The sequence below is a fragment of the Roseibium sp. 10G30-5 genome (assembly GCF_055809635.1).
Genome location: NZ_CM147918.1, coordinates 536,248 through 561,187 on the forward strand (window position 1 = coordinate 536,248; position 24,940 = coordinate 561,187).

Consider the following 24,940-nt stretch of genomic DNA (forward strand, 5'->3'; position numbering starts at 1 on the left):
CATGTCTCTCATATCAGCGGCTGCTCTGGTCCGTGTCGACGGCAGCAGGATTTTCCTCGTTCGCCGCCCTCATACCCTCTTCCATGGCATCGGTCGACCCCTCAGACGGTTGAGACGGCGCAATTGCCCGCCTTTTCCAGTCTCCCCAAAGCACAGCGTGGACACAGGCCCGCGCCGAGCTCCCCCGGATCATCGGCCTCATGCCACCACTCTGCGTGAAGCGGAAGCCAATGCGACGACGCGCCAGCGCACGCGCTGAATAATAGGAAAACACCGCTCCCAGTAAAACCCCGGCAAAGACATCCGAGGGATAATGTGCGCCCACCAGAACACGGCTGAAGGCAACCCAGAAACCGCAAGCTGCGATCAGCCAACGCCAGGCTGGAAAAATCAGCACCAAGGCCATCACCACTGCGCCAACAGTGGTCGAATGGCCGGAGGGAAAGCTCGTGAAAGCCCCCTTGAAAATCAACGGATCAAAATACACCGCTCCCACCTGATCAAACAGCTTTGGCCGCGCTCGACCGATCGGCCATTTGAGCAGCATCACCAACAGACCGCTGGCGAGCACCGTATAGAACAGAAACGCGGCGTAAACGAAGACCACACGGCACGTCATTCGAATGCGAAAAGCCAGCGTCTCCATCCGTAAGGCGAGAAGCGCCAGACAAATGACACCTGTGCTCACCAACAACCAGCCCGATGTCCCGAACCAAGTCACCTGTACGAAAAACGGATGCAAACCAGCCGGAACGGTTCCGCGCCAGTGATGGCTTGGACCATCCAGAAAAACCATACCAAGCCCAACGAAAAACACCAGCAATGCCACAAGATTGCGGAACCGCAAAATGTCAGGAACAGGCGGGGCCGGATTGGTCGCAATGCGCGACCGGCGTGCCTTGACCAGACAGCCAGGATGCAACAGCGTTGTGGCGCAGTCTGGCAGGAACGGATGGAATGCCGGTCTGGTTTTCTTTCCGCGACAGATCACTCATCGGCGCCCCCCGCAGCTGGAGCTGAGGTCGTTGCCGCCCCCTCCGAGGCATCCGGCTTTGCGCCTGTGTCGTTGGCCGGACTGCTCATGCTTTCGTCCGTCGCGGGCATTGCCGCCGATTTGATCACGTAAACGCCGATGTCCATGTGCTTGCCGCCGTTGATGTTAAGACCCTGCACAGTGGCCTTGCGATCCACTGCGATACTCTTCACCGCCAACTCTGCATCAAACGCCTGCTTTTCACGGCTTTCAACCACGGCGACACGGCAATCCGCCGTCTCTGATCCGTGAAGCGCACTGGCTGCCGGAACAGTCAAGTCACCAGCGAGGAAGTCGGCAGCATCCTTACCTGACACGATGCGCGTGTTTGTACCATTCAGGAAAATGAAGCTCGGCTCATTGAACCCGGCAGTCACCACAGCGGGCTGCGGGCAACTTGCAGATGCGGAAATCGCCGCAGTCAACCGTGGACTGATCCAGATCGGCTTCAGAGCAGGCCCGACAAAGCCCCAGAATCCGGAGGCAATCACCAGAGCGGCACCGACCGCATAGGGAACCGCTTGTACGCCCTGCCCACGCAAAATGCGCCGCGCCGCAAAGAGCGCCAGAACCGCGCCAACAATACACAAAACCACGCCCGGAGGCGATGGCCAAGCCCCCAGATAGGCCGGGCCACCAAGCGTTGCGGCCGCCAGCACCACAGCCGGTACGGCAAGAAACACGGCAGAGACCCAGCGAATAGCCTTGCCGGAGTGCAAGCCCGCACCGCCGACCAGCGCCGCGCCCACGCAGGTCGCCAACGCTGGCAACAAGGGCATGGTGTAATGCGGCAGCTTTGTCGCAACAATTTCGAAAATCACCCAGGAGGGAATGAACCAGCAGGCGCAGAAGCGCACCAGATCGCTCCCACGGTCACGCCAGATCGACCGCGCCGACAGCAGAAAGAATCCCGGCAAGGGCCAGAAGACCACCGACATAAACACCAGATGTGTCAGAGGGGGCGCGCCATGACTTTCCTGCCCACTGCCCACCTTGCCGAGCATATCCTTGCCGATTGCTTCCTGAAAGAAGGCACCATCGGTGACTTTCCAGATGGCGATGAACCATGGCACGACAAGGATCGCAAACCACAACAGACCCCAAATCGGTGCGGCCGACTTGAACCACCGAACCTTGCGATCCAATGCAAACAGCCCAAGAACGGTCAATCCGACAATCATCGGGCCGACAGGGCCTTTGAGCAGAACCCCCAGCGCCAGCGCGGTCCAGAAGCAGAACGCCAGCCCCCATCGCGGGGCCTCGCTTTTCTGGATCCACAGACGCGCCAACGCCCCTTGCGCCAACACCACCGTCCATAACAACGAAGCATCGGTTTTACCGAGCCGCGATTCGACCCCCAGAATGATTGCCGAGACCATAAAGAGCCCCGCTGTGAAGGCAACAGATGGCCCCGCAAACGCTCGGGCAGCCCAATAGGTGAGAAGAACAGCAAGGATCGCGCCAATTGTCGAGGGCAGACGGTAGACCCACAGTGGAGCGCTGGCGTCATGCCCGGTGAGTTTCACCGCAGCAGCCTGCAACCAGTAAATGCCGATGGGCTTCTTGTAACGCGCGTGGTCCTGAAAACGGATATCGACGTATTGGTCGGCTTCCAGCATCTGCTTGGTGGCCTGCGTGAAGCGCGGCTCATCCCGATCCAGCGGCGGAACCTGCGACAGGCCCGGCGTGAAAGCAGCGAGTGAAATGAACAACAGAAACAGCGGCGCAATCAGATCATGAGCGAACAGACGCATCCATATCGGCTTTTTTGCATGTTTCGCCGGGTAGGTTTTATCGTGCGAACCAGAGGCTTCACTCGAGGTGCGATCTCCGGGCTCGGCCCTGCCCGCATTGCCGATGTCACTATCAGTCATGTGTCACTCAATTGATTTCAAACGATGCGCCAGACAATTAGACCCCTGTCGCACAACAAACTCGCCACCCTGCCTTTCTCCTACAGGAAGGAAAGGAAAAGGGAAACAGAGCTTTTCGCGAGCGCGAGAGCGGCAGGACGTCATCTGCGGTCCGTTGATTGCAGAGCCAAGGCTGGAATTGGTCTGATCTGATCTGATCTGATCTGGGAACGGTGCCTATCCAGAGATCAGTGGCAACCAGATTGCCAACGCAATCAGAGTGGCCAGCAAAACGGGCGGTGTCAGCAAAAGGCCGACCTTCATATACTGCCCCCAGCCGACCCTGTACCCCTTGCCCGCCAGCACATGCAACCAGAGCAGGGTTGCCAGACTGCCGATCGGAGTAAATTTCGGTCCCAGATCATTCCCAATGACATTGGCATAAAGCATCAGCTGATGCGTCAAGTCTGGCACCTCGGCCTGCTTGATCGCCAAAGCTCCAACCAGTGTCGATGGCATGTTATTCATGATCGAGGCGACGACTGCGGCCAGAATGCCGGTGCCCAATGTGGCAACAAACGTGCCCTGCTGGCCAAGCCAGTTCAGCACAGTTGCACCATAGTGTGTCAGCCCCGCCTGCCCCAGACCATAGACCACCAAATACATGCCAATGGAAAACAGTACGATCTGCCAGGGCGCATTGCGCAAGACAGGTCCAAGCGGCAGCACTGCCCCTGGCCCCGGCGCCACCAGCGCCCGGCAATGGCCATGAGCACAAGCGCCCCCGCACCTGTCACCAGGCAGAACGGCACATGCCACGATGCCAGAACAAAATAGGCAATCAGCAGCACAGCAAGCAGAGGCAATGCCGCCCGGAAGACATAAGGATCGACAATCGCACGGGCTGGCTCCTCAAGCGCGTCCAGGGAATAACGCGATGGGATGCGTCGCCCGAACGCCAGCCAGAGGATGCCCAATGTCGCAGCGATAGACACAAGGTTCACCGGCACCATGACGGCGGCATACCGACTGAACGATACATCAAAGAAATTCGCACTGACGATGTTGACGAGATTGGAAATCACCAGCGGCAAACTGGCCGTATCCGCAATGAAGCCGGTTGCAATGATGAAGGCCAGGGCCGCTGGCGTCGAAAAGTTCAGCCGCACCAGAATCGCAATCACAATTGGCGTAAGCAACAAGGCTGCGCCATCGTTGGCAAAAAAGGCTGCAATGACAGCCCCCAAAAGCACGATCAGCGGAAACAGAAGATGGCCCCGTCCATTACCCCAGCGCGCAATGTGAGCGGCGGTCCACGAGAAGAACCCGGCCTCATCAAGGATTAGCGAAATGATGATAAGCGCGACAAAGGTGAACGTCGCGTCCCAGACAATATCCCAGACGATCGCAACATCTGCCCAATGGACCACACCTGTCGCCAGCGCAACCGCCGCTCCACCAAGCGCGCTCCAGCCAATGCCAAGGTTTTTCGGTTGCCAGATCACCAGCACAAGCGTCACGACAAAAATGGCAAGTGCCAGCATGGCAGAATCTCCGAGAGAAAATTAAGAACGGGAACGCGACTTGGTTGGCACACAAGGACCATCTTCGGTGATGTCCTCCGTTGCCCTGGCATGGATTTCAGATGACACACCAAAAGGGGCCTGACACCGCCCCCCGGCCGATCCGGCATATTTGACAAGCGCTGCAAGTCATCAGCAAACGGCGCATTTTTGACATTGGATGTGACGGTGGCGTGAATCACGCGTTCAACCCATGTCGGCAAATCAGTCGACACCTGATAGTGCACCCAGTTTCGCTCACGCCGATCCGCAACCAGCCCGCTGTCACGCAACAATTTGAGGTGGCGTGAGACCTTGGGTTGCGACAAATCGAGGGCGTGGACCAGCTCACAGACACACAGCTCTTTGGCATCAGCGATCAAAAGCAGACACCGCAGGCGCGTCGCATCCGCCAAGGCCTGAAACACCGTTTCCGGTGCCAATTCAGACGGTGCCAGTGAATTGACAGGGGACGTCTCACTTTCGCTCATGGCATCCCCAAGTCAGTCCCGGTGGCCAACCGGCCAGAGTTATGTGGAACAGCATAATCGCAGGCACCTTGGCCGTCTTCGTGAATCTGTAATATATGAAATATTGTATATATGGAAAAACGAATACAGAAAAGGCGTAATTTTTCCCATACACAGGTGCCAAACACAAGCTCACTCAAGGGTGTGGACCGCGCTTCTTAATTTCTGCATTATTTCAGAGCAAATCATGACCTACACAAGGTTCACACGCACGGCCAACACACTCCCGGGCAATCATCTGGCTTCATTCGATGTTGACCTCAGAGCCCCAAGAGACCCGGACAGGATACCGCATGTCATTCCCCTTTCTATCGGCAGCCCGAACGCGGCTTTTCGCGCTCTGCTTCGCCACCTTACCTCTTGCCGCTTGCGCCCTGCCCTTTGGCGGCGACCTGCCGTCGGAAACGGTCATCACTGATGTGCCGGTCGACAAGCAGGCCATGCTCAAGATGCTGAACGACTACCGCGCTTCAAAAGGCCGGTCGCCAGTTGAGCTGGATGCGAAGCTGGACGCGGTGTCCCGCGACATGGCGCATCGCATCGCCCGCAAGGACAGCATGGACACCTGGGCTCACAGCAAGTTCGGATTGGCGCAGCGGCTCGACAGCGCGGGCTATGCCAATTATGCCGCAGCAGAAAACCTCGGGGCCGGTTACGCATCCCTGCAAGCCGCTTTTACCGGTTGGCAAAACTCGCCGCATCATAACGACAATCTGCTCAACCCCTATGTTACCAAGGTTGGCATCGCCTGGAGCAAAAGGTCCGACGGTAAATGGCGCAATTTCTGGGTCATGACACTGGTACAGGCCCCATGAGGCAGGCCCGCCCACTCTTGTAGGGACCGATGCGCCACGGCGCATGAAAGGCCCATCAAACTAGGCATCCCCAAAAACGAAAACCGGCAGCGCACCTGCCGGTTTTTTAATTGCCAGCAGCCTCGCCTCCAAAGGGGCCAATCCCTTCGCCACCTACTGCTGCTGCCTTACGTCTCGGCGGCAACCAGACCGTCCAGATTGGCGATCAGGCGCAGGAGAAGAGCGACAAGCTGCTCGGATTCCGCTTCCGTGAAACCCGCAAGCGCTTCCTGATTGCCTTGCAAGATTGTCTTGATGGCTTCCGGCATCCGGCTGGCTGCTTCTTCCGTCAGGGCGATGTGACTGCTGCGGCGATCCGTTGGATCCGGTGTGCGCTGAATCAGTCCATCACGTTCCATCCGTGCCAACATCTGCGCCATCGGCGGCTGTTCGACCTTGGCAAAGCGCGCCAGATCGCGTTGCGAATTTGCTTTGCCATCCTTTAGCGCAATCAGAACAGGCACCTGCCCGGCACCAAACCCAAGCGGTCTCAGCCGTGCTTCGCTCAAACGTGAAAAAGCACGACCCGCAAGACTGATGAGATGCCCCGGCGTGAAAAGCACGTCGCTCGCCATTTTCTATGCCCTTTCTGTATTGCTTGACATTTATATATGCACGTATCTAAATACTCAAGCGTTCTTGTTTGGTGCCCCCTCCCAACAAGGCCTCCGTCACACACTCAAGAGACCTCCCCATGCCAGACACCAGAATCCAGACAATCAAGAATATCTATAACTGCTTCAATGCAAGAGACATAAACGGCGTTCTTGCGGCTCTTGCAAAGGATGTCGCGTGGGCAAACGCTATGGAAGGCGGTCACGTTCACGGACATGCAGCTGTACGCGACTATTGGACCCGCCAATGGGCACTCGTCAGCCCACATGTCGAGCCGATGCATTTCCAGACACCCAATGATGACACGATTGAAGTCGACGTTATTCAGACCCTCTACACGCTGGACGGTAAGCTGCTCGAAAAGCAAGGCCAGGGGTTAAAATCCAAGACAGTGCGCCACGTCTTTCACATGCTGCAGGGCAAGATCATCCGGTTTGACGTTGAAGATCTGGGATAGGGTAAAGCGTTGAATGAGGCCACGCCGAAGGAAAAAAGGCGGATCCCCGAGGATCCGCCGTAAAGTTTTCCAGAGACCCCAAACGGGGACATCGGCAAGTTGCCAACTGAGAACGCATCTCCAAAATAGGAGTATGAAACTCATGTTTTATTTAACCCCCTGCCACGCCCCTGTCAACAGGGCCATATCAAGCGTTTTCCAGCAGCGGCGGGTCCGAGGGTCACTGGTCGTAAATTAGCTTCGGCCTGCGACAAGCAGACGGTCTTCTCAAGGCCTCTCATTTTGCCTTCACGGCTCGCTTTTCAAGACTTGTTTTATTGTAATGAGATTAAACGCTTAACTTCTGTTTCTGCGTATTTTTCCTTAAAATTTGTTGCGCTCTCCGCAGGGGCTGGGTAGCCTTACGTCAGTTTAGGATATCAATTTTCTTTCCTGGGATTTTTGGAATGCTTACAGCCTCGAACACTTCTTCTGAAACGGGTTCAGAACTGTCAGACACCACAGCTTTGAAGCGCATGATCCTGTTCACCAAACAGGAAGCAGTCCGTGACGGGCAGTCCTTTTGCGCCTATTTGCTGGACTTGGCCCTCAACGCGCTTGATGAGGACAGCACAGACAGTGACATTGCGGTCCGCGAATTGATGGGCAATGCCATGCACGCCTCTTATGCGCCCGCCGAAGACTTTTCGGCAACAGCCGACAGCAACGCCTGAACCTCTTTCAGAACCTGGTCGCCATCTGCATGAAACCTTTGCGGAACCGCATCCCTGTTGCGTTTCGGTTGGCTTGAAACGCGGCTTGATGTTTTTCGATTCAGAACCGCCACAAGTCAGCGTCTCAAGACGTATTTGAGCACGGAGTGCAGGTGCCAACGATCAGAGATGGCGTGTCCTTTCAACAGGCAAGATCTCCATCTGAGCTGAAGCTGGCTCGTTCCGTTGGCTGCTGGGGCTTTTTCCGTCTAGATTGTCGCAAACAACCCTCTTTTTCGGCCGACGCTCAGTCAGCCAGCTCTTGCGGATTTGCCTCACATGACCGTCTTGATTACCGGCGGAGCCGGTTACATCGGCTCCCACTGTTGCCTGACCTTCGTTGAGAACGGTCTGGATGTCGTGGTTGTCGATAATCTGAGCAATTCCAATCCGGAAAGCCTGAACCGGGTGCGGGAATTGACCGGCAAGGACATCGCACTTGTCAAGGCCGACATTCGCGATCAATCGTGCCTTGAAGAAGTGATGCGCGCCTACGCCTGTGACAGTGTGGTTCATTTCGCCGGCCTCAAGGCGGTCGGACAATCGGCCACACAGCCCCTCACCTATTACGAAAACAATGTGGCGGGCACACTCTCGTTGCTCCGTGCCATGGAAACATGCGGTCTGCGCAAGCTGATCTTTTCGTCATCGGCCACGGTCTACGGCGAACCGCAACACCTCCCGCTGACCGAGGACCACCGGGCAGCCCCGCTGAACCCTTATGGCCGCACCAAGCACATCGCCGAACAGATCCTGACCGACCTCGCCGCGAGTGACCCGACATGGCGTATTGCCATGTTGCGCTATTTCAATCCCGTCGGCGCCCATTCCAGCGGCCTGATTGGCGAAGACCCGCAAGGGACCCCCAACAACCTGATGCCGTTTATCGCACAGGTTGCCAGCGGGCGGCGATCTGAACTGTCCGTGTTCGGCAATGATTATGACACGCAGGACGGAACAGGCGTGCGCGACTACATCCATGTTCTTGATCTTGTCGAAGGGCATCTCAAGGCGCATAACGCTTTGAACAGCGACAGCCACGCCCTCATGACGGTCAATCTGGGGACAGGCACCGGCTATAGCGTATTACAGATGATCGCAGCCTTCGAGCGTGCCTCAAACGCCAAGATCCCTTACAGGATTGCGCCAAGGCGTCCCGGCGATGCCGCTGAAGTTTTCGCCGACGCAAGCCACGCGCGCGACACACTCGGCTGGTCCGCCAAGCGTGATCTTCACGACATGTGCCGCGACACATGGGCTCGGGTCTGCAAGAACCCCAAAGGCTATGATGACACGCAGGAAACCGATTAGCGCATCATCGCGTCGACGACATCAAAAACCCAACAAGTTTGCCCGGCAGACACCTTCAAGGTGCACCATGCAGCTCCAGCCTCAAGCACAGAGCGGTTTGCACAGCGCCCGTGTCATGGCAACTGCATCCTGCGGTGAAAGCGCTACCATCAGCCCGCGGCGTCCGCCATTGATCACAACATCTGCAGTGCTCAAGGCTGTTTTCTCAAACACCACGGGATGCCGCTTGCGCTGACCAAAAGGGCTGATGCCGCCGGTGTGATAACCCGTCAGGCGTTCCGCCTTGGCCGGATCCATCATCTTCGCGGATTTCCCCCCAACGGCTGCCGCAACGCGCTTCATTGACAGGCTTTCGGCAACCGGAATCACGACGCAGACCGGCTGACCATCAACCTCGACCATCAATGTCTTCAAGACACGAGCCGGATCAACCCCAACCGCTGCAGCAGCATGTTCACCGATACGCTCCTGCCCTGCGACATACTCATATTCCAGCGTACGAAAAGAGATCTTCGCCTGCGTCAGGCTTTGTGTTGCCGGTGTGCCCTTGCTCATTCTTGTCCCATTGTTCCAACTGTCGCTGCACCCACTGCATGAGCACATGCGTCACATAGGCCTGTTCATCGTCGGTCAAGGGGCGTCCTGCGCTCAGACCATGCCATTTGCCAAGGCACCCCCGACAGCAGGTCGCCGTCGCATGTTGTGCGATAAAAACCGGATGGCCGCGCATAGGGGTCTGCCGACCATCCTTTAGCGGATGCGCAGGCGCAAGCCGCTGATAAACAAAGTCTGCTGCATGTTCTGAGAGAACCACAAGGCCTTTGTCACGAGCATATTTCACATCAGGAGCACGCAAGCGAAAGCGTCTCCGGAAGGCTGACGCCTCCAGCCTGCAAAAGAGGTCTTCCACTGGCTTGGAGCGCATTTTATCCCTGCCCCATCACTCAAACCACCGGTGATCCATCACACCTGTGCGGGGTCAAAGCCCATGCGTTGCGTCCAGACGGCAATCGAATCGCCGCTGCCCATCTCGGGTTGAATGATGCCATCGACCATGAATGTCGGTGACACATGAATACCGTTCTGACGGGCGTATTTGGCGTGACGCTTGATCTCCTTATCGAGATCAGAAATATCGAAAGCCTTTTCAACGGCGATACCACTGTATTCCTTGACACGTGAAATCATATTGTCCGGCGTCGCCGACATATTGGCACCACGGCAATGCGCTTCAAACTCAAATTCTTCACGGTGTTCTCCGATCGCGCTCATGACCTGGCGGGCAGCTTCCTTGCCCGCATCCAACGTGGATGCCGCCAGAATACAACGCACCAGGACGCCGGAAAACATGTGCCAGGGCTGAGACTGCAACCAGATGCGCACCGACACCTTATCTTCACCCAGCTTGTCCAGAAGTCCGTCCAGCTTGTTGAGCGCCTTAATGGAAAACGGACAGGTCGGCTCCAGAAAAACTTCCAAAGTCCTGGGCCATGTCCCCACACAAGCGGATCTGCCTGCCAGGTTTGTTCATCGCTCATGCTGTCTTTCCCGGTTGAATCATCTCACTTTTGCGTAAGTGACAACTTCGCAAATTTCCTTGCACAAGCGCAAGACAGGTCCAAGTAAAAAGCCCAAAGGGCGCCAGTTGCAGCGCAGTAGCGCACGCTCAGAGAAAGTCATAAAAGCAAGGGAATTGGTGACTCCGGCAGGATTCGAACCTGCGACCATCGGCTTAGAAGGCCGGTGCTCTATCCAGCTGAGCTACGGAGCCATAAATTGTGAAAGGTCGGCCATTCAGCACAGAAGAGCCCGAAATGATCCGGACCTTGGCCAAATGATCCTGCTGAACTCAGTGGGTCCAGGGAGCGATGCGATCCGACTTGAAATTGTCGGAATAAGACACGCTCGGAACCTTGCGCTCACGCGCCTTTTCCACGCGGAAAGGAACGCCATTGCGCTTGGCATAGGCCACCGCTTCTTCCTGCGTCTCGAAGTGAAGCTTGATCTGCTGCTTCATGTCGGCGCTGGAGGTATAGCCCATCAAGGGTTCGACGTATTTCGCGTCTTCCGGTTCGAATTCCAGAACCCAACGCTTCGTCTTTGCCTTGCCGGACTGCATCGCAGTTTTAGCCGGACGATAGATCCGTGCGACCATGACCAGACCTCTCCTTCAATTTTGCAAAAGCACATCCTGTCGAACGTGCTTCTTCACATACATGCTTTTTCCCGTCTTTGACGGTGAAGTCAACACCCTGACGGCAATCTCGCACATCTGATGATCCTGCGACCATGGGATGCCTGCCTGCACTCTTGCATAGGCGCGTTACCAAAGCACCTCTTTCGACCGGCCTTCACCCACTTCCTAGCCAAATCCGGGTATCGGCACACCAAAGACATCTGCCAGCAGCACAAAATTCAAACTCAGAACGATCAGGCAGGCAGCGACCGCAAGAATATCCACCCAACGCTTGTTCACAAAGGAGCCCATGATATCGGCGCGTCTGGTGAAATAGACCAGCGCCAGCATGGGAACAGGCAGCGATATGCTCAACACCACCTGGCTCCAGACCAGTGCCTGTGTCGTGTTGACGCCAAGCGCCACCACAACAAAGGCTGGCAACATGGTCACGAGGCGACGGATCCACAATGGAATGTGGAAATGCACAAAGCCCTGCATAACCATCTGCCCGGCCATAGTCCCAACCACCGAACTGGAAATACCCGAGGCGATGAGGGAAATTAGGAACGCACCGGCAGCAGCCCCGCCAAGCAGCGGCGTCAGCATGTGATAGGCTGTGTCAATTTCGGCAACATCGCTGTGCCCTGCATGAAAGGCGCTCGCCGCCATGATTACCATGGCCATATTGACAAGCCCCGCAAGCGCCAGCGCCACGACCACCTCAATGTTGGAATAACGAAGAAGTGTGTGCCTGCCTTTTTCATTCACGCCCTTGGCACGATACTGGGTCAAGCCAGAGTGCAGATAAACGGCATGCGGCATGACGGTCGCACCAATGATCCCAACAGAAATTGCCAATGCGGCCGCATCCGGAATTTGCGGCGTGACCATATGATAGCCAACAGCTCCCCAGAGTCACAGGTGCGATAAATGTCTCGAAAACATAGCAAAGACTGATGACCGCCACGAGTGCCCCGATGATCAATTCCATCGGTCGGTAACCCCGCCCAGCAAACAGAAGAAGACCATAGGTGACAATCGCTGTGATGGTCATCCCCGCCCAAAGCGGCATACCCAACAGCAGAGCCAACCCAATGGCCCCACCAAGGAATTCGGCAAGATCCGTCGCCATAACGGAGACCTCACTGACCACCCACATGGCCCAGACCAACGGACGGGGCAAATGCTCACGGCTGATTTCAGCCAGATTGAGACCCGTCGCAATGCCAAGCTTGGCCGAAAGCGCCTGAAACAGCATGGCAATGAGGTTGGCCATCAGCACAACCCACAAAAGCGTATAACCGTATCCAGCACCTGCCTGAATGTTGGTCGCATAATTGCCCGGATCCGTATAGGCGATGCTGGCGATCACTGCCGGCCCGACAAACAGAAGCGCAGACCCTCTCCCTCGGCGGCGTCCAGCAAGCACGTCCTGGATCGCAGCGGACGTTCTGTCCGACATGTTTGTCTTTTCCATCACTCTACCCATAACCGGCTTTTCCCGAGCTCCCGCATTGAAATGTAGCCAAGGTTACACTTCTGTCAAGCGTCAAAACAAAGCAGCCTTTACCAACACATGGAACAAATCTTTCCGATCGATTGCAAATTTTAGCCAAGGCTGCATAGTGAGCCTTGGATATAAATTGGTTCATGCTGCAAGCAGGAGGTCAAAACCGTGACTGACGACCCCACCAAGGCGAATGCCGAAGGCTGTTCGCCCGAAACGCCTCAGGAAGAAGCAGCCCATCGGTTCAACCACACACGTTCGGCCCGCTCCTCCGCCCTTCTGGAGGATTATACCGAGTTGATTGCCGACCTTCTGCAAGAGCATGGCGAAGCCCGGATCACCGATATCGCCCGCCACCTTGGCGTCACGCACCCGACCGCGACAAAGGCAGTGGCACGCCTGAAACGCGAAGGGCTTGCAAACTCGCGTCCCTATCGCGGCGTCTTCCTGACAGAAGACGGAGCCGAAATGGCGGAACGTGTTCGCGCACGGCATCGTCTCGTGGTGGAGGTCCTGCTTGCAATCGGGGTTCCGGCAGATGCAGCCGAGCTCGACGCGGAAGGCATCGAACATTATGTGTCAGAAACAACCCTGTGCGCCTTCGAGAAGTTTCTGACACAACAGACGAAAGAGACTTCTGACAGCAAATGACGGCGGCAGAAAATGCTCCTTCCCGCTCCACACGCCTCTTGCAGTGGGCAAAAGACATGACCACCTGAAGATCAGTATCAGGAGGTCATCATGGACGAACAACTGATCAAGACCCTCGAAAGCCATCTCGAAAAACAGGCTCAGGGCACCTTTCACTTTCCCAATCTCTACGGCGACGACTGGCAGAACCTTTCCATCGCAGACAAGGTGCGATTAGGCCGTGCGTTTCTTGACCTTGGTGCAACGAGGCCGGTTTGAAGATGTTGAAGACACGGGCCGTAAGGCAAACGGCGGGCGCATCTACATGAAGACCGGCCATCACGAGTGAGCAACGCCCACCAAAGGTTAGGGGGCGGACTCATAAATGCCCTTTAAATGGCGTCATAAAGCGCAAAGAGCTGCAAGGAAGGGGGCGAAGAGTGGGCTTTAGCCCGGTTGTGCCGTCTGACGCAGACAGATCGGCGCGGTTTTGACGCCCAAGAGCACAAAGACGCGAAAACGCCTCGTAGCTTAACGCTACGCGGCTAAAGTCGGATAAATTTTTCAAGAAAAAATGGTCGGGGCAGCAAGATTCGAACTTGCGACCCTCTGGTCCCAAACCAGATGCGCTACCAGGACTGCGCTATGCCCCGATCCGTTGAGCTGGGGTGTATCGGCAAACAACAGATCGGTCAAGACGAAAGCCTTCAGGAAAATCGAAAATCCAATACAAAGCGTGCATAACCTCCGCGCAGAGCGATCATCGATGCGGTTTCCGAGCCTGACTCTTCGCAAAAAGCCAAGCAAATCATGAGTTTCCCGACCTTTCACACATTGCAAAGGCCTTTGGGAAAGCCGAACCAGAAACATCGCCTCGCCAACCGCCAAACCCTGAGACACATTTTCAGCGCGCTCAAGAAATCGCGACAGACCCGGTAAACCAGCAAAGACATCTGAAACGTAGAAACCCCACACGCGCCCAGACAAAACACTGGAGGGAGTTTCACTTCCTCAGGGAACATCAGAAAAATTGTCAAGGCGATAAAGACAATCGGCATTTATCTACTTAACTATCTGTGCCGATTATAGTTTTTTTAAGAATACAGTCATAAAAATCTAAACAGTCATTGTGTTCAGACAGACTCCCCGGAAGAGAGGGAGAAATCGGGAAAAAAATCATGGGTCTTTTTACCAGCTTGTCCAGCACGCGCACAGAAGAAATTTACAGTGCGCTGAATGCCTCGCAGGCCGTCATTGAATTTACACTCGACGGCAAGATCCTGACGGCCAACCAGAACTTTCTGGACGCGATCGGCTACAAGCTCGATGAGATCGTTGGCAAACATCACTCCATGTTTCTGAGCAAAGACCAGATCGCCTCTCAGGAGTATGCAGAATTCTGGGAAAAGCTGCGCCGCGGCGAATTTCACTCGGGACAGTTCAAGCGCATTGCCAAGGATGGCTCCGAGATCTGGATCGAGGCCACATACAACCCGATTTTTGACAAGAAGGGCGCGCCCTACAAGGTCATCAAGTTTGCCACAGACACGACCGCACGTGCACTCGAAGCTGCTGACATGCGCGGCCAGATCGAAGCCATCAATAAAGTCAGCGCCGTCATCACCTTCGATCTTAATGGTAAAATTCTGGACGCCAACGAAAATTTTCTTGGCGTCATGGGCTACTCGCTCAGCGAAGTCAAAGGGCGCCATCACTCGATATTTGTCAGCTCCGACTTTGCCAAGAGTGACGATTATAAAAACTTCTGGGCGCATCTGAACAAGGGGGAGTTTCAGGCTGGTCAGTTCAAGCGTTTTGCCAAGGACGGGTCTGAAATCTGGATCGAAGCGTCGTATAACCCCATCGTGACGCCGGATGGGAAACCTTACAAGATCGTCAAATTCGCCACGGAAATCACCAAGCAAGTCCACTTGCTGACGCAGCTAGAAAACATCATCAAGCGCAATTTCGGTGACATCGAATCGGCCCTCTCCCGCTCAGATCACAAGATGCAAACTGTCGCAGATGCCTCCATGGGCGCCAGCGACAACATGCAGATGATCGCCGCAAGTTCTGAAGAAATGGCCGCCTCTATCTCCGAGATTGCCCGGTCGATGACCAACTCACGCGAAGCGACAGAGGATGCGTCTGAGCGCACCGAAGTCGCAGGCAACGCAACGAAACGGCTCGTCGATGCAGCTCATTCGATGACCAACATCGTCAATCTCATTCAGGACATTGCAGCCGAAATCAACCTGCTGGCGCTTAATGCGACAATTGAATCCGCCCGCGCCGGCGAAGCGGGCCGCGGCTTCTCTGTAGTGGCAAACGAGGTGAAGAACCTCGCCAACTACAAGGCAGCACAGGCAACGAGTCAAATCACCAAGGAGATCGATCAGATCCAGGGGATTTCGAGCGAGGTTGTTACCGTGCTGGAACAGATCAACAAGTCAGTCAACATATTGAAAGACCAAGTCTCAACCAGTGCTGCTGCCGTAGAAGAACAAAGCGTTGTCACCAGCAGCATGGCCGAAAACATGCACAATGCCGCCTCTTCGGTCGCCTCTATCTCGGACTCGGTCAACAGCATCAACGCCGCCATCATCGATATTGGCACGTCCGTTGTCGAAACAAGAGAAGCTGCAAAGGTGCTGACCCGCTAGTCACCAGACCGGATGAGGCAGCAGACATCAAAAATCCCGGGATCTGGCAAGGGTTCCGGGATTGATAGATTGCAGAGTTGGCTTGCGCCTAGCCGTCAGGCCAATTCGAACCCGGCCTCTTCCGGTGTCAAGGGCGCTACGTCCGTGACGGCGTCAAACCGGCCATCCAGAAATTCCGTTTCTGCGCGATACCAGAGCCGTTTATCCGAATGCGCCACATAAAACACCTGCCCACGCAGATGGCCAATAACGGTGTAAATACCGCCCTTACGGTGACGCCAAACGGATGTCTGATCGAAACATACACTCGACGCTTGATCTGAAGCCCTTTCGGACATGGATTGAAACTCCTGTATCTCTTGGTTCTAAATATCAATTGTCCGCATCACCTGCGTTTTGCCCTTAACTGGCGCGAACAGTATCATCCAAGTCCCAAAACGCGCTTAGACAGCACGAGATGATCGCCCTTGCGCAAGCGAAGGCGTTTGGCCGTACCCGCGACCACCTCAAGCACATATTTCGCCTTGCCGCGTGAGGCGATGATCTTTTCCGAATAGGGCTCGGTATGATCGGCGATGCGGATAATCCGCCCCTTTGCATCAGCAAACAGTATGTCCAGCGACAGGGGGGTATCCTTCATCCAGAAGTAGCGATCTATTTCACCGCGAAAGACGAAAAGCATACCGTGGTCGGGCGCCATACTGGTGCGAAACATCAGGCCAGCAGCCCTTTGCGCATCAGTGGTCGCAAGCTCAACAGTGAAGGCATGTCGGGCACCGGCTGAACGCACCGTAAGGTGATCGACTTCCAGCCCAGCTTGAGGCTCGTCGGCAGCCCCCGGACCAATTCCCAAAGCGAATGAGGCGGCCAACGCCAGCACCAGCAAAATGGACATGGCGAGAACGCCGCGAGCCAACCAGCCGGTGCGGCCAAACGCGAGACTCACCCTTTGACGAAGGACCGTTTGAAACATGAAAATCGCCTTGCGTGATCCCTCGGTCGACTAGCCGAGAGGGATTGTTTCAGGCATTCAACACGCTGCGCACCGCATCGGCAAGTCCGATCGGCCTTGCCCCTCACCTCACCCACATCGTTTGCCAAACGCAAGACACTTCACCGTAGAGTTGGATGGCTCGCCCAACATGAAAAACGCGCAGACCCATCTGAGCTGCGCGTTTCAAAACTGTGATCGATCTTCCACAAATCAGTGGGAGGCGACTTGTCCAGCCTTGGCTGAAGCCACTGCCCCACATTCGATCAATGAGACGACGGAATATGTGTCCCGACGCCGACCGGCCGTATTTCAGCGGCCATCCGGCCCTTGGGACCACTGCCGAAACGAACGAGTACTTCCTGCCCTGGACGCAACTCGGTAATACCAAAGCGTCGCAGGGTCTCCATGTGAATGAAAATATCCTCACTGCCTTCGCCCTGCGTCAGAAAGCCAAAGCCCTTCACCCGATTGAACCACTTGACCACAGCTTTTTCAAAGCCGGTTTCAGGTACAACCTGAACATGTGTACGTGACGGCGGAAGTTGAGAGGGGTGCAGCGCGGTCGACTCATCCATCGACAGAATACGGAAGGCCTGCAAGCCGCGCGGTCGGTCAACAACCTCACAGACGACACGGGCGCCCTCATAAGCAGTCTGGAAGCCGTCGCGTCGCAAGCAACTGACATGAAGCAGAATGTCGCCAACACCATCGTCGGGAACGATGAAGCCATATCCTTTTGCAACATCAAACCACTTGATGGAACCTGCTATCTCGATCACGTCGACGGCTACATCGTCGCCCGTCTCGATACTGCGAGGATCTGCAAAGGTTTTCGCCCCCATGGCACTCCGCCTCGTTTGCTCTCGTACTCACTTCACCCGAAAGCTCTTGACGACACTTCCGGCACGATTCCTGCCAAAATCATAACATTCCACTACAGGTGGAGAAGGGTTATTGTTAAACAAATCACAACCCTTTTGTACATTCCCCCAGAAGATTCAATTTGAAGGCGGCAAAAGTCCTTCAAAACAGTCAGAAATCGGGCTGCGCAGAACAACCTCCGCAAGACTATCGAGAGGGGTTTTTTCCCTGTTGATGATGACGAGTTCCGCCCCTTCTTCCACAGCAAGTTCTGGAAGTTGTGCCGCCGGTTGCACAAGCAACGATGACCCGATGACGATGAACAGCCGTGCGCCAGCGGTTTTCCTTGCGGCATGTTGAAGGTCTTTCATCGGCAGGGACTGACCGAAACTGACGACAGCCGCTTTCAACAGTCCTTCGCAATGATCGCAGGTCGGCACATGGTTCTGCATCACCTTGTCGTGCTGATCACGAATATCGGCGCGTGTGCCACAGTCGAGGCAGCTTGCGTAGGTCCCGTTGCCGTGAATTTCCACAAGCTGCTCATCAGGCATCCCGGCGCGTTGATGCAACCCATCGACATTCTGCGTCACCAGCAGGTCAAGCGCCCCGGCATGTGTCAGAGACGCCAGGACTTCATGCGCCACGTTGGGGGCCGCTTTTTCGAAGATGTCCAGCATCTGAAACCGTCGACGCCAGTCCTCCAGGCAGGCGTCCGGATTGTTGACGAATTCGTCAAACTGGATCGGACGCATCTTGCTCCACAAACCGCCCGGCGAGCGAAAATCCGGAATGCCGGAGGAAGTCGACAAGCCCGCCCCCGACAGGACAACGATCCCGGTTCGATAGTGGTCAAGCAGATCACGCAGAATGTCGCGCGCCTCTTTCAGCTCTGTTACTTCTGTCATTACGCGATCCCTTCAATGTGATAGGGGTCTTGGATCGTGAAAGCTAACATATCACGGCAAAAAATTTCAGGAGGAACTCATGCGTTACCTGCACACAATGGTTCGCGTCACCAACATCGAGGACTCCCTCGACTTCTATTGCAACAAGATGGGCATGAAGGAAGTGCGCCGGATCGAGAATGAAAAAGGGCGCTTTACCCTGATCTTCCTGGCCGCATCCGACGATATTGCTGCCGCTGAGGACATCTCTGCCCCTCTGCTGGAACTAACCTACAACTGGGATCCGGAAGACTATGACGGCGGCCGCAACTTCGGCCATCTGGCTTATGCCGTAGACAACATCTACGAGCTCTGCGCCAAGCTGCAGGACGCGGGCGTCATCATCAACCGTCCGCCTCGCGATGGTCATATGGCCTTTGTCCGCTCGCCCGACAACATCTCCTTCGAGTTGATCCAGAAGGGTGACAGCCTGCCTGCTGCCGAGCCTTGGGCCTCAATGCCCAACACTGGTGAATGGTAAGTCCCTGAGAGGTTTTACACAGACCGGAGCACGAGACATCGTGCTCCGATTTTTTTGAATTTCCCTCTTGCCGGGGCCGGCGTTTGTGCCTATAAGCCAGCCCACACGGCGCGAAAGCGTCGCGAATGTGCGCCCATCGTCTAGCGGTCTAGGACGCCGCCCTTTCACGGCGGAAACACGGGTTCGATTCCCGTTGGGCGTACCATTCCATTTATCTTGCAGAAGTTTCCAGATTTCATCTCCCACAGACAGCGTCTGCGGGTATTTTTGCATGTGCAATTGACGCTGCTGGCTGCGGTTCGTATCACTTGGGTCCGCGCCCCCCTCCCCGACCCGCATCGTTCGGAGCAGTTCATGCCCAATTCCCTTATCATCCGAGACATGACCCAGGCTCGACATGCAGGTCGCCTTAGGGTGGGCAGAGACAGAGGGCTGGAACCCGGGCCTTGATGATTTACGGCCGTTTCTTCACGCAGATCCAAGCGGTTTTTTCATCGGCGAGGTCGAAGGACACCCCGTCACCTGCATATCTGCCGTCAAATATGGCAAGGACTTCGCATTTATCGGTTTTTTCATCAGCCATCCGGATCATCGCGGCAAAGGCTATGGGCGGGCAATCTGGCAACATGCCATGGCAACGCTGAATGGGAGAACCGTCGGTCTGGACGCCGTGACGGCCCAGACGCCGCGCTATGAAGCCGATGGTTTCATCGGGGACTATCGGACGGTTCGCCACGGCGGACTGTCAATGACCGAACCGCCCTATGACCCCCGTGTCGGACTGCTTGGTCAAGGCATTTTTCCATCGGTCGAGGCCTATGACAAGCCGTTCTTTCCGGCAAATCGCAGCCGCTTCTTGCGCAACTGGTGCTCGCCGATGGCCGAGGGGCGTCGTGGTTTCATCTTTATGGAAGACGGCCAATTGAAGGGATACGGCGTTCTTCGACAGTGCGAAGAGGGCTTCAAGATCGGGCCCTTGTTTGCCGATACTCCGGAGATTGCCGACACGCTGTTTCGGGCGCTGGCTGGACAGGTGCGCGGTCAGATGGTGTATCTGGACGTGCCTGAAAGCAATTCGAACGCACTCGCTCTCGCCGAAGAGTATGAACTGTCGCCGGAGTTCGAAACGCTGCGCATGTACAAAGGCGCAAAGCCGACACTGGCTCTGGCCCGCACCTATGGCATCACCACCTTCGAACTTGGCTGAGGGACGCAGTCCGACAAGGCAGTCCTTCCTGTAAAGACTGCATAGATGGCACGAAAAACGGGCCGAAAAGACCCGTTTCTCTATCAGCTCAACGGCACCCTTGTGAGCACATGCCGCCTTACCGATGGTGACGATGGTGATGGTGGCGATGGTTGTAATGTCGGTAGTGCGGGTGGAAGCGATGGGAAAAACCGAATCCGCCGCCAAAAATGACCACCGGTGGTCGACGGCGATAGGACCGCGCCTGACGCAGATAGTTACCGCTGACAAAGCCCTGCTGGCCGCGATACCAGACGCGACACCAGCGGCGACATTGCGTGGCATCGACCACGGCACCGCGCGGCAGCACATTGACCACCTGATAGCGTGTGCTTGGGCCTGCACGCATGTTTACATCGGCGGTGGCCTGTGCAGTCCAGGCGAAAGCGCTGGACGAAACTCCCATAGCGACAAACAAAATGGCTGAAAACAAGATCTTCTTCATGACGAGCCTCTTGATGGTTGAGCGTTTTCGAGGCCGACCTACAGTCGGTCTTTATGTCAGAGAACCAACGCATCGCTGCGAGGTTCCCCTCAAGCCGCGTAGGTGGGGCACTTTCGTATCATTTCGGCACGCCTTGTGCCAATTTTCGCGTGAACATTCTCAGATCGCCAGATAGGTTTGCCGCAGGTCTGCATTATCGAGAACCTCCTGCGCCGTGCCGTCGAAAACCACTTCTCCCATATCAAGAATGACAGCGCGATCCGCCAGATGCAGTGCAGCGATGGCATTCTGCTCGACGATGATCGTGGTCATGCCCAGATCCTTGACACTTTCCAGAATACGCTCGATCTCCTTGACGATCACGGGGGCAAGCCCCTCATAAGGTTCATCCAGCAGCAAAAGTTTGACGTCCCGCGCCAGAATGCGCGCAACCGCCAGCATCTGCTGTTCACCACCCGACATGGTAACGCCTTCCTGACTGCGTCGCTCGGCCAGTCGCGGAAAATGCTGATAGATCCGATCCAGGCTCCAGCCACGCGGCTCGGCAATCTGCGCCAGCTCCAGATTTTCCTGCACCGTGAGTCCGGGAATAATGCGCCGATCTTCCGGCACCAATCCGACCCCCAGCCGGGCCGCTTCAAAGCTCTGCATGGTGTGCAACGGCTGATGGTCCAGCCAGATCTCGCCGTGGCGGAGTTGCGGATTGTCCATGCGCGCAATGGTCCGCAGGGTTGAGGTCTTGCCGGCACCATTACGGCCCAGGAGCGCCAGAATCTCGCCCTCGCGCACATCAAAACTGACGCCCTGCACAATATAGCTCTCACCGTAATAGGCGTGCAGGTCCCACGCTGAAAAGAACGCGGGAGCACCACCTTTGGCAGTTACAGGCGCACGCCCCGGCGCCTTGTGGTCCTTGAGACCGGTCTCATCAAGCAGGCTCATAGCTCGGCTCCCCCAGATAGGCTTCCTGCACACGCGGATCTCCCTTGATTTCCTCGGGACGGCCTTCGGCAATCACCGTGCCTTGCGCCAGAACGCTGATCTTGCTTGCCAACGAAAACACCACATGCATGTCGTGCTCGATAATGATCTTGGTAATGCCCTTGGCCTTGATCCGCTGCAACAGATCAATGGTGTTGTTGGTATCTGCGCGCGACATGCCCGCGGTCGGCTCATCCAGCAGCAGAAGCTTGGGGTCCTGGATCAGACACATCGCCAGTTCCAGCCGCCGCTTGTCCCCCCGTGACAGAGAATTGGCGAGAATGTCTTTCTTCTCCACCAGTCCGACTTCTTCCAACATGCCCAGCGCCCGATCGCGAATGTCATGATCGCGGTCCAGTCGCACAAGACAGCGCGGAGAAAACGTACCGTCGCGTTTTGCCAGAGCCGGGATCTGCACGTTCTCCAGCAAGGTCAGATCGCCGAAAATCTCAGGCGTCTGAAACACACGTGACACCCCCGCCTGATTGATTTGGTGCGGCGCAAGCCCGATAAGTGAACGATCCGCAAAAGTCACCCGCCCGGTGTCGGGGATCAGGCGTCCGACAAAACAGTTCAGCAAGGTCGATTTTCCAGCCCCGTTTGGACCAATGATGGCGTGAACCGTGCCTTCTTCGACCGACAGGTTCACATCATTGAGGGCACGCAGGCCACCGAAGGCCTTGTTGACCCCCTCCACTTTCAAGAGTTCCATGGTGTGTCTCCCCTACTCTATTCCGCCGCAACCGATTTTCGTCGCCGCTCGCCAAGCGGGTTTCCCTTGTCGGTGGGGGCCGGTTTTCGTCGCTCGAAGACCAGTCGCCGCAAACGCATCACGCCTTCCATGATACCGCCGGGCAGGAAGATCACGATAATCATGAACAACACCCCCAGCGTGAGATGCCACCCCTCGCCTACAAACAGACTGGCGACAGAGACCGCGATCTCCCGCAAAGGCTCCGGCAGAGCCGCAAACGCCGCATTGAGCGTCTGCTCATTGAAGGAGGAAAAGATGTTCTCGAAATACTTGATCAATGTCGCGCCGAGAATTGGCCCGAGCAAAGTGCCGGCCCCGCCGAGGATCGTCATTAGCACAACCTCGCCCGACGCCGTCCACTGCATGCGCTCGGCCCCCGCAAGCGGATCCGTGATGCACAGCAAGGCACCTGCCAGCCCCGCATAAGACCCGGAGATGACAAAAGCGATCAACGTATAGGGGCGCGGGTTAAGCCCCGTGTAACCCATCCGGTTCTGATTGGATTTCACCGCCCGCAACATGATACCGAAAGGAGAGCGGAAAATGCGTTGCGCCAGATAGAACCCAAGGATCAGCACCACGGCGCAGAAATAGAACCCGGCATAGCCCGTCATCTTTTCCCCGAAAAGCGAGGCAATCAGCGGGCCACTATCAGAGGCTGCCCCGTCCAGCAGGCGAGGATCACTTTGCAGTACCCGTAAGCCGGTTTCTCCGTTGGTAATGGGCGTCAGCACTGAATAAGCCAGATTGTAGCACATCTGCGCCAGGGCAAGCGTCAGGATGGAGAAGTAGATTCCAGATCGGCGCAGGCTGACAAAGCCGATGATCAGCGCAAAGACCGCTGCCATGCAAATGGCCAGGATCGCCGCCGGGATCGGGTTCATGCCCAGAAGCTTGAAGCTCCACACAGCCGTATACGAGCCAATGCCAAGAAAGGCAGCATGCCCGAATGACAGATAGCCCGTCAGCCCGAAGAGCAGATTGAAGCCTGTCGCAAACAGCCCATATATGACGAACTTCTGCATCAGGTCAGGATAAGCCGCCCCAAAAGGGGAAAGCCAGATGGGCATGGTCAGCACAAGTGCGCTGAACGCGAGGAACAACAGCAAATCGCGTTTCGCCCCGCGTTTGAATGCAAGACCACTCATCACCTAGACCTCCATCACGCCACGTCGGCCAAGCAGCCCCCGCGGCCTGAGCAACAACACGATCACGGCCACCAGATAGATGATGATCTGATCAATGCCGGGGAAGATGTCCTTGACCTGCGTCATCGAGGCAAAGGATTGCAGAATACCAAGCAGGAATCCGGCCAGCACCGCACCGGGCAAAGACCCCATCCCCCCCACGACAACAACGACAAACGACAGCACGAGAAAGTCCATGCCCATATGGTAATCCGGCGGCAACAGCGGCGTGTACATGAGGCCAGCCAACCCGGCGACGACAGCCGCCAACGCAAAGACGAAGGTAAACCGGCGTTGGATGTTGATGCCGAGCAGCCCGACGGTCTCGCGGTCTGCCATACCGGCCCGCACCACCATGCCAAAGGTGGTGAATTGCAGAAAGGCAAAGACGCCGGCAATAATGGCCGATGAGAACAAAAGATAAACAATGCGCCATTTCGGATAGACGATGGCACCGGGATCAAAACCGACCAACACGCCCAGATCGGTCGCGCCGCGCAACATGTCAGGCGCCGATTGCGGGATCGGATTGGCTCCGAAGATGATCTTGACGATTTCCTGCAAGACAATGGCCAGCCCGAAAGTGACAAGGATCTGGTCCGCGTGTGGGCGATGATAGAAATGCCGGATCAATCCGCGCTCCATCACATAGCCGATCAACAACATTACCGGAATTGCAAGCACGATGGACAAGGGAACAGAATAGTTCAGCACCCATTGGCCCAAGTCCCCCATATAGGCCTCGACATAAGGGGTGCGCACCTCAAGCGGCGTTCCCCAAGGCCGTGGTGCGGGTCGGATCAACGACCACCTTTTCCAGTGTCAGCAGCTTGTTGAAGCCGACGGCACAAAAAGCCCCCAGCATGAACAGCGCTCCATGAGCAAAATTGACGACGCCCAACGTGCCGAAAATCAACGTCAGGCCAAGGGCAATCAGGGCATAGGCACCGCCCTTGTCCAGCCCGTTCAAAAACTGAAGTACAAAAACGTCCATGAAGGTGGGCCCTCCTGCAAAGCCCGGCAGATCTCAAAACGCCAAGTCGGCAACCGCCACACGAAGCGGCGGCTGCCCGGTCCTGACGGTCAGCCCCGACGACA

Annotated in this window: 24 protein-coding genes, 3 tRNA genes and 4 pseudogenes; 10 read left to right on the forward strand and 21 right to left on the reverse strand. The window is 56.2% G+C overall.

The genetic code is table 11. The annotated features are described in order from the left end of the window. Window positions 1–13: 13 nt before the first annotated feature. The 4 genes and pseudogenes from AC0L7U_RS02730 to AC0L7U_RS02745 all read right to left on the reverse strand — a co-directional run bounded on the left by AC0L7U_RS02730 (window position 14) and on the right by AC0L7U_RS02745 (window position 4,939). Window positions 14–991, reverse strand: coding sequence for a phosphatase PAP2 family protein (locus tag AC0L7U_RS02730; RefSeq protein ID WP_473693611.1), 978 nt, complete (start codon window positions 989–991; stop codon window positions 14–16). Further along, entirely contained in the window at window positions 988–2,907 is a 1,920-nt protein-coding gene (locus AC0L7U_RS02735; protein WP_473693613.1) for an ArnT family glycosyltransferase, read from the reverse strand. Before AC0L7U_RS02735 ends, AC0L7U_RS02730 begins: the two co-directional genes overlap by 4 nt. A 216-nt stretch (window positions 2,908–3,123) precedes the next feature. After that, window positions 3,124–4,430, reverse strand: a pseudogene (locus tag AC0L7U_RS02740) (arsenic transporter). Then, a complete protein-coding gene (locus AC0L7U_RS02745; RefSeq protein WP_473693615.1) occupies window positions 4,403–4,939 on the reverse strand; it encodes a metalloregulator ArsR/SmtB family transcription factor in 537 nt (178 codons plus the stop codon). Before AC0L7U_RS02745 ends, AC0L7U_RS02740 begins: the two are co-directional and overlap by 28 nt. A gap of 332 nt (window positions 4,940–5,271) precedes the next feature. Here AC0L7U_RS02745 and AC0L7U_RS02750 point away from each other — a divergent pair, with 332 nt between their 5' ends. After that, entirely contained in the window at window positions 5,272–5,793 is a 522-nt protein-coding gene (locus AC0L7U_RS02750) for a CAP domain-containing protein (RefSeq protein WP_473693617.1), read from the forward strand. A gap of 167 nt (window positions 5,794–5,960) precedes the next feature. Here the strand turns inward: AC0L7U_RS02750 and AC0L7U_RS02755 are convergent, their stop codons facing one another. Further along, window positions 5,961–6,407: a MarR family winged helix-turn-helix transcriptional regulator gene (locus AC0L7U_RS02755; RefSeq protein WP_473693619.1), complete on the reverse strand. Its 447-nt coding sequence runs from the start codon at window positions 6,405–6,407 to the stop codon at window positions 5,961–5,963. 119 nt (window positions 6,408–6,526) lie between these two features. On the opposite strand from AC0L7U_RS02755, the gene AC0L7U_RS02760 reads away from it, so the two are divergent. The 3 genes from AC0L7U_RS02760 to galE all read left to right on the forward strand — a co-directional run bounded on the left by AC0L7U_RS02760 (window position 6,527) and on the right by galE (window position 8,967). Further along, entirely contained in the window at window positions 6,527–6,904 is a 378-nt protein-coding gene (locus AC0L7U_RS02760) for a nuclear transport factor 2 family protein (protein WP_473693621.1), read from the forward strand. 446 nt (window positions 6,905–7,350) lie between these two features. Further along, a complete protein-coding gene (locus AC0L7U_RS02765) occupies window positions 7,351–7,617 on the forward strand; it encodes a hypothetical protein (protein ID WP_473693623.1) in 267 nt (88 codons plus the stop codon). A gap of 318 nt (window positions 7,618–7,935) precedes the next feature. Further along, window positions 7,936–8,967, forward strand: a complete 1,032-nt coding sequence (gene galE, locus AC0L7U_RS02770) for a UDP-glucose 4-epimerase GalE (protein ID WP_473693626.1) — start codon at window positions 7,936–7,938, stop codon at window positions 8,965–8,967. An 81-nt stretch (window positions 8,968–9,048) separates the two neighbouring features. Here galE and ybaK read toward each other — a convergent pair whose 3' ends face one another. The 6 genes and pseudogenes from ybaK to AC0L7U_RS02800 all read right to left on the reverse strand — a co-directional run bounded on the left by ybaK (window position 9,049) and on the right by AC0L7U_RS02800 (window position 12,635). After that, window positions 9,049–9,522: a Cys-tRNA(Pro) deacylase gene (gene ybaK, locus AC0L7U_RS02775; RefSeq protein WP_473693628.1), complete on the reverse strand. Its 474-nt coding sequence runs from the start codon at window positions 9,520–9,522 to the stop codon at window positions 9,049–9,051. After that, window positions 9,452–9,892, reverse strand: a complete 441-nt coding sequence (locus AC0L7U_RS02780; RefSeq protein ID WP_473693630.1) for a DUF4186 domain-containing protein — start codon at window positions 9,890–9,892, stop codon at window positions 9,452–9,454. The genes ybaK and AC0L7U_RS02780 overlap by 71 nt, the downstream gene beginning before the upstream one ends. 38 nt (window positions 9,893–9,930) lie before the next feature. Further along, window positions 9,931–10,505 (reverse strand): annotated as a pseudogene (locus tag AC0L7U_RS02785) (DsbA family protein). Window positions 10,506–10,661: 156 nt separating this feature from the next. After that, window positions 10,662–10,738, reverse strand: a tRNA-Arg gene (locus AC0L7U_RS02790). Between the two features lie 78 nt (window positions 10,739–10,816). Further along, the gene (locus tag AC0L7U_RS02795) at window positions 10,817–11,122 is read right to left on the reverse strand and encodes an ETC complex I subunit (protein ID WP_473693632.1); all 306 of its coding nucleotides are present in this window, start codon (window positions 11,120–11,122) and stop codon (window positions 10,817–10,819) included. Window positions 11,123–11,329: 207 nt separating this feature from the next. Then, window positions 11,330–12,635: pseudogene (locus AC0L7U_RS02800) on the reverse strand (Nramp family divalent metal transporter). 186 nt (window positions 12,636–12,821) lie between these two features. Between AC0L7U_RS02800 and mntR the strand changes: the two are divergent. Continuing rightward, window positions 12,822–13,304 (forward strand): manganese-binding transcriptional regulator MntR, encoded by a 483-nt coding sequence (gene mntR, locus AC0L7U_RS02805; RefSeq protein WP_473693634.1) that lies wholly within the window; start codon window positions 12,822–12,824, stop codon window positions 13,302–13,304. A 90-nt stretch (window positions 13,305–13,394) separates the two neighbouring features. Beyond that, window positions 13,395–13,562, forward strand: coding sequence for a DUF1413 domain-containing protein (locus AC0L7U_RS02810; protein ID WP_473693636.1), 168 nt, complete (start codon window positions 13,395–13,397; stop codon window positions 13,560–13,562). Window positions 13,563–13,858: 296 nt separating this feature from the next. On the opposite strand, the gene AC0L7U_RS02815 is transcribed toward AC0L7U_RS02810, so the two are convergent. Next, window positions 13,859–13,936: transfer RNA gene (locus tag AC0L7U_RS02815), tRNA-Pro, on the reverse strand. 525 nt (window positions 13,937–14,461) lie between these two features. Between AC0L7U_RS02815 and AC0L7U_RS02820 the strand changes: the two genes are divergently transcribed. Further along, a complete protein-coding gene (locus AC0L7U_RS02820; protein WP_473693638.1) occupies window positions 14,462–15,946 on the forward strand; it encodes a methyl-accepting chemotaxis protein in 1,485 nt (494 codons plus the stop codon). Window positions 15,947–16,041: 95 nt separating this feature from the next. On the opposite strand, the gene AC0L7U_RS02825 is transcribed toward AC0L7U_RS02820, so the two are convergent. The 4 genes from AC0L7U_RS02825 to AC0L7U_RS02840 form a co-directional block, all read right to left on the reverse strand. After that, window positions 16,042–16,284 carry a hypothetical protein gene (locus tag AC0L7U_RS02825; protein ID WP_473693640.1) on the reverse strand — a complete coding sequence of 81 codons (243 nt, stop codon included), beginning with the start codon at window positions 16,282–16,284 and terminating at the stop codon, window positions 16,042–16,044. Window positions 16,285–16,367: 83 nt separating this feature from the next. Continuing rightward, complete coding sequence (locus AC0L7U_RS02830; protein WP_473693642.1) at window positions 16,368–16,919, reverse strand: DUF192 domain-containing protein; 552 nt, start codon at window positions 16,917–16,919, stop codon at window positions 16,368–16,370. A gap of 284 nt (window positions 16,920–17,203) precedes the next feature. Continuing rightward, the gene (locus AC0L7U_RS02835) at window positions 17,204–17,782 is read right to left on the reverse strand and encodes a cold-shock protein (RefSeq protein WP_473693644.1); all 579 of its coding nucleotides are present in this window, start codon (window positions 17,780–17,782) and stop codon (window positions 17,204–17,206) included. 156 nt (window positions 17,783–17,938) lie between these two features. Continuing rightward, the gene (locus tag AC0L7U_RS02840; RefSeq protein WP_473693646.1) at window positions 17,939–18,709 is read right to left on the reverse strand and encodes an SIR2 family NAD-dependent protein deacylase; all 771 of its coding nucleotides are present in this window, start codon (window positions 18,707–18,709) and stop codon (window positions 17,939–17,941) included. 79 nt (window positions 18,710–18,788) lie between these two features. On the opposite strand from AC0L7U_RS02840, the gene AC0L7U_RS02845 reads away from it, so the two are divergent. The 3 genes from AC0L7U_RS02845 to AC0L7U_RS02855 all read left to right on the forward strand — a co-directional run bounded on the left by AC0L7U_RS02845 (window position 18,789) and on the right by AC0L7U_RS02855 (window position 20,436). Then, window positions 18,789–19,229, forward strand: a complete 441-nt coding sequence (locus tag AC0L7U_RS02845; RefSeq protein WP_473693648.1) for a VOC family protein — start codon at window positions 18,789–18,791, stop codon at window positions 19,227–19,229. Between the two features lie 129 nt (window positions 19,230–19,358). Beyond that, window positions 19,359–19,434: transfer RNA gene (locus AC0L7U_RS02850), tRNA-Glu, on the forward strand. A 192-nt stretch (window positions 19,435–19,626) separates the two neighbouring features. After that, entirely contained in the window at window positions 19,627–20,436 is an 810-nt protein-coding gene (locus AC0L7U_RS02855; protein WP_473693650.1) for a GNAT family N-acetyltransferase, read from the forward strand. Window positions 20,437–20,554: 118 nt separating this feature from the next. Here AC0L7U_RS02855 and AC0L7U_RS02860 read toward each other — a convergent pair whose 3' ends face one another. From AC0L7U_RS02860 to AC0L7U_RS02880, 5 genes and pseudogenes are all read right to left on the reverse strand, one after another. Next, window positions 20,555–20,920, reverse strand: coding sequence for an SH3 domain-containing protein (locus AC0L7U_RS02860; protein WP_473693652.1), 366 nt, complete (start codon window positions 20,918–20,920; stop codon window positions 20,555–20,557). Between the two features lie 159 nt (window positions 20,921–21,079). After that, window positions 21,080–21,862, reverse strand: coding sequence for an ABC transporter ATP-binding protein (locus AC0L7U_RS02865; protein ID WP_473693654.1), 783 nt, complete (start codon window positions 21,860–21,862; stop codon window positions 21,080–21,082). Continuing rightward, window positions 21,849–22,613 (reverse strand): ABC transporter ATP-binding protein, encoded by a 765-nt coding sequence (locus AC0L7U_RS02870; RefSeq protein ID WP_473693656.1) that lies wholly within the window; start codon window positions 22,611–22,613, stop codon window positions 21,849–21,851. Before AC0L7U_RS02870 ends, AC0L7U_RS02865 begins: the two co-directional genes overlap by 14 nt. 17 nt (window positions 22,614–22,630) lie before the next feature. After that, on the reverse strand, window positions 22,631–23,803 hold the full coding sequence (locus AC0L7U_RS02875) for a branched-chain amino acid ABC transporter permease (protein ID WP_473693658.1): 1,173 nt from the start codon (window positions 23,801–23,803) through the stop codon (window positions 22,631–22,633). A 3-nt stretch (window positions 23,804–23,806) separates the two neighbouring features. Next, window positions 23,807–24,836 (reverse strand): annotated as a pseudogene (locus AC0L7U_RS02880) (branched-chain amino acid ABC transporter permease). Window positions 24,837–24,940: the final 104 nt, after the last annotated feature.

What these genes read in the sequence shown, in the direction of transcription:
- AC0L7U_RS02830 (WP_473693642.1), bottom strand. Translation starts at nt 16,919, where the DNA reads ATGTTTCAAACGGTCCTTCGTCAAAGGGTGAGTCTCGCGTTTGGCCGC.
- ybaK (WP_473693628.1), bottom strand. Translation starts at nt 9,522, where the DNA reads ATGAGCAAGGGCACACCGGCAACACAAAGCCTGACGCAGGCGAAGATC.
- AC0L7U_RS02835 (WP_473693644.1), bottom strand. Translation starts at nt 17,782, where the DNA reads ATGGGGGCGAAAACCTTTGCAGATCCTCGCAGTATCGAGACGGGCGAC.
- AC0L7U_RS02755 (WP_473693619.1), bottom strand. Translation starts at nt 6,407, where the DNA reads ATGGCGAGCGACGTGCTTTTCACGCCGGGGCATCTCATCAGTCTTGCG.
- AC0L7U_RS02780 (WP_473693630.1), bottom strand. Translation starts at nt 9,892, where the DNA reads ATGCGCTCCAAGCCAGTGGAAGACCTCTTTTGCAGGCTGGAGGCGTCA.
- AC0L7U_RS02840 (WP_473693646.1), bottom strand. Translation starts at nt 18,709, where the DNA reads ATGACAGAAGTAACAGAGCTGAAAGAGGCGCGCGACATTCTGCGTGAT.
- AC0L7U_RS02810 (WP_473693636.1), top strand. Translation starts at nt 13,395, where the DNA reads ATGGACGAACAACTGATCAAGACCCTCGAAAGCCATCTCGAAAAACAG.
- AC0L7U_RS02860 (WP_473693652.1), bottom strand. Translation starts at nt 20,920, where the DNA reads ATGAAGAAGATCTTGTTTTCAGCCATTTTGTTTGTCGCTATGGGAGTT.
- galE (WP_473693626.1), top strand. Translation starts at nt 7,936, where the DNA reads ATGACCGTCTTGATTACCGGCGGAGCCGGTTACATCGGCTCCCACTGT.
- AC0L7U_RS02875 (WP_473693658.1), bottom strand. Translation starts at nt 23,803, where the DNA reads ATGAGTGGTCTTGCATTCAAACGCGGGGCGAAACGCGATTTGCTGTTG.
- AC0L7U_RS02735 (WP_473693613.1), bottom strand. Translation starts at nt 2,907, where the DNA reads ATGACTGATAGTGACATCGGCAATGCGGGCAGGGCCGAGCCCGGAGAT.
- AC0L7U_RS02870 (WP_473693656.1), bottom strand. Translation starts at nt 22,613, where the DNA reads ATGGAACTCTTGAAAGTGGAGGGGGTCAACAAGGCCTTCGGTGGCCTG.
- AC0L7U_RS02855 (WP_473693650.1), top strand. Translation starts at nt 19,627, where the DNA reads ATGCAGGTCGCCTTAGGGTGGGCAGAGACAGAGGGCTGGAACCCGGGC.
- AC0L7U_RS02760 (WP_473693621.1), top strand. Translation starts at nt 6,527, where the DNA reads ATGCCAGACACCAGAATCCAGACAATCAAGAATATCTATAACTGCTTC.
- AC0L7U_RS02765 (WP_473693623.1), top strand. Translation starts at nt 7,351, where the DNA reads ATGCTTACAGCCTCGAACACTTCTTCTGAAACGGGTTCAGAACTGTCA.
- AC0L7U_RS02750 (WP_473693617.1), top strand. Translation starts at nt 5,272, where the DNA reads ATGTCATTCCCCTTTCTATCGGCAGCCCGAACGCGGCTTTTCGCGCTC.
- AC0L7U_RS02845 (WP_473693648.1), top strand. Translation starts at nt 18,789, where the DNA reads ATGCGTTACCTGCACACAATGGTTCGCGTCACCAACATCGAGGACTCC.
- AC0L7U_RS02795 (WP_473693632.1), bottom strand. Translation starts at nt 11,122, where the DNA reads ATGGTCGCACGGATCTATCGTCCGGCTAAAACTGCGATGCAGTCCGGC.
- AC0L7U_RS02745 (WP_473693615.1), bottom strand. Translation starts at nt 4,939, where the DNA reads ATGAGCGAAAGTGAGACGTCCCCTGTCAATTCACTGGCACCGTCTGAA.
- AC0L7U_RS02820 (WP_473693638.1), top strand. Translation starts at nt 14,462, where the DNA reads ATGGGTCTTTTTACCAGCTTGTCCAGCACGCGCACAGAAGAAATTTAC.
- AC0L7U_RS02865 (WP_473693654.1), bottom strand. Translation starts at nt 21,862, where the DNA reads ATGAGCCTGCTTGATGAGACCGGTCTCAAGGACCACAAGGCGCCGGGG.
- AC0L7U_RS02825 (WP_473693640.1), bottom strand. Translation starts at nt 16,284, where the DNA reads ATGTCCGAAAGGGCTTCAGATCAAGCGTCGAGTGTATGTTTCGATCAG.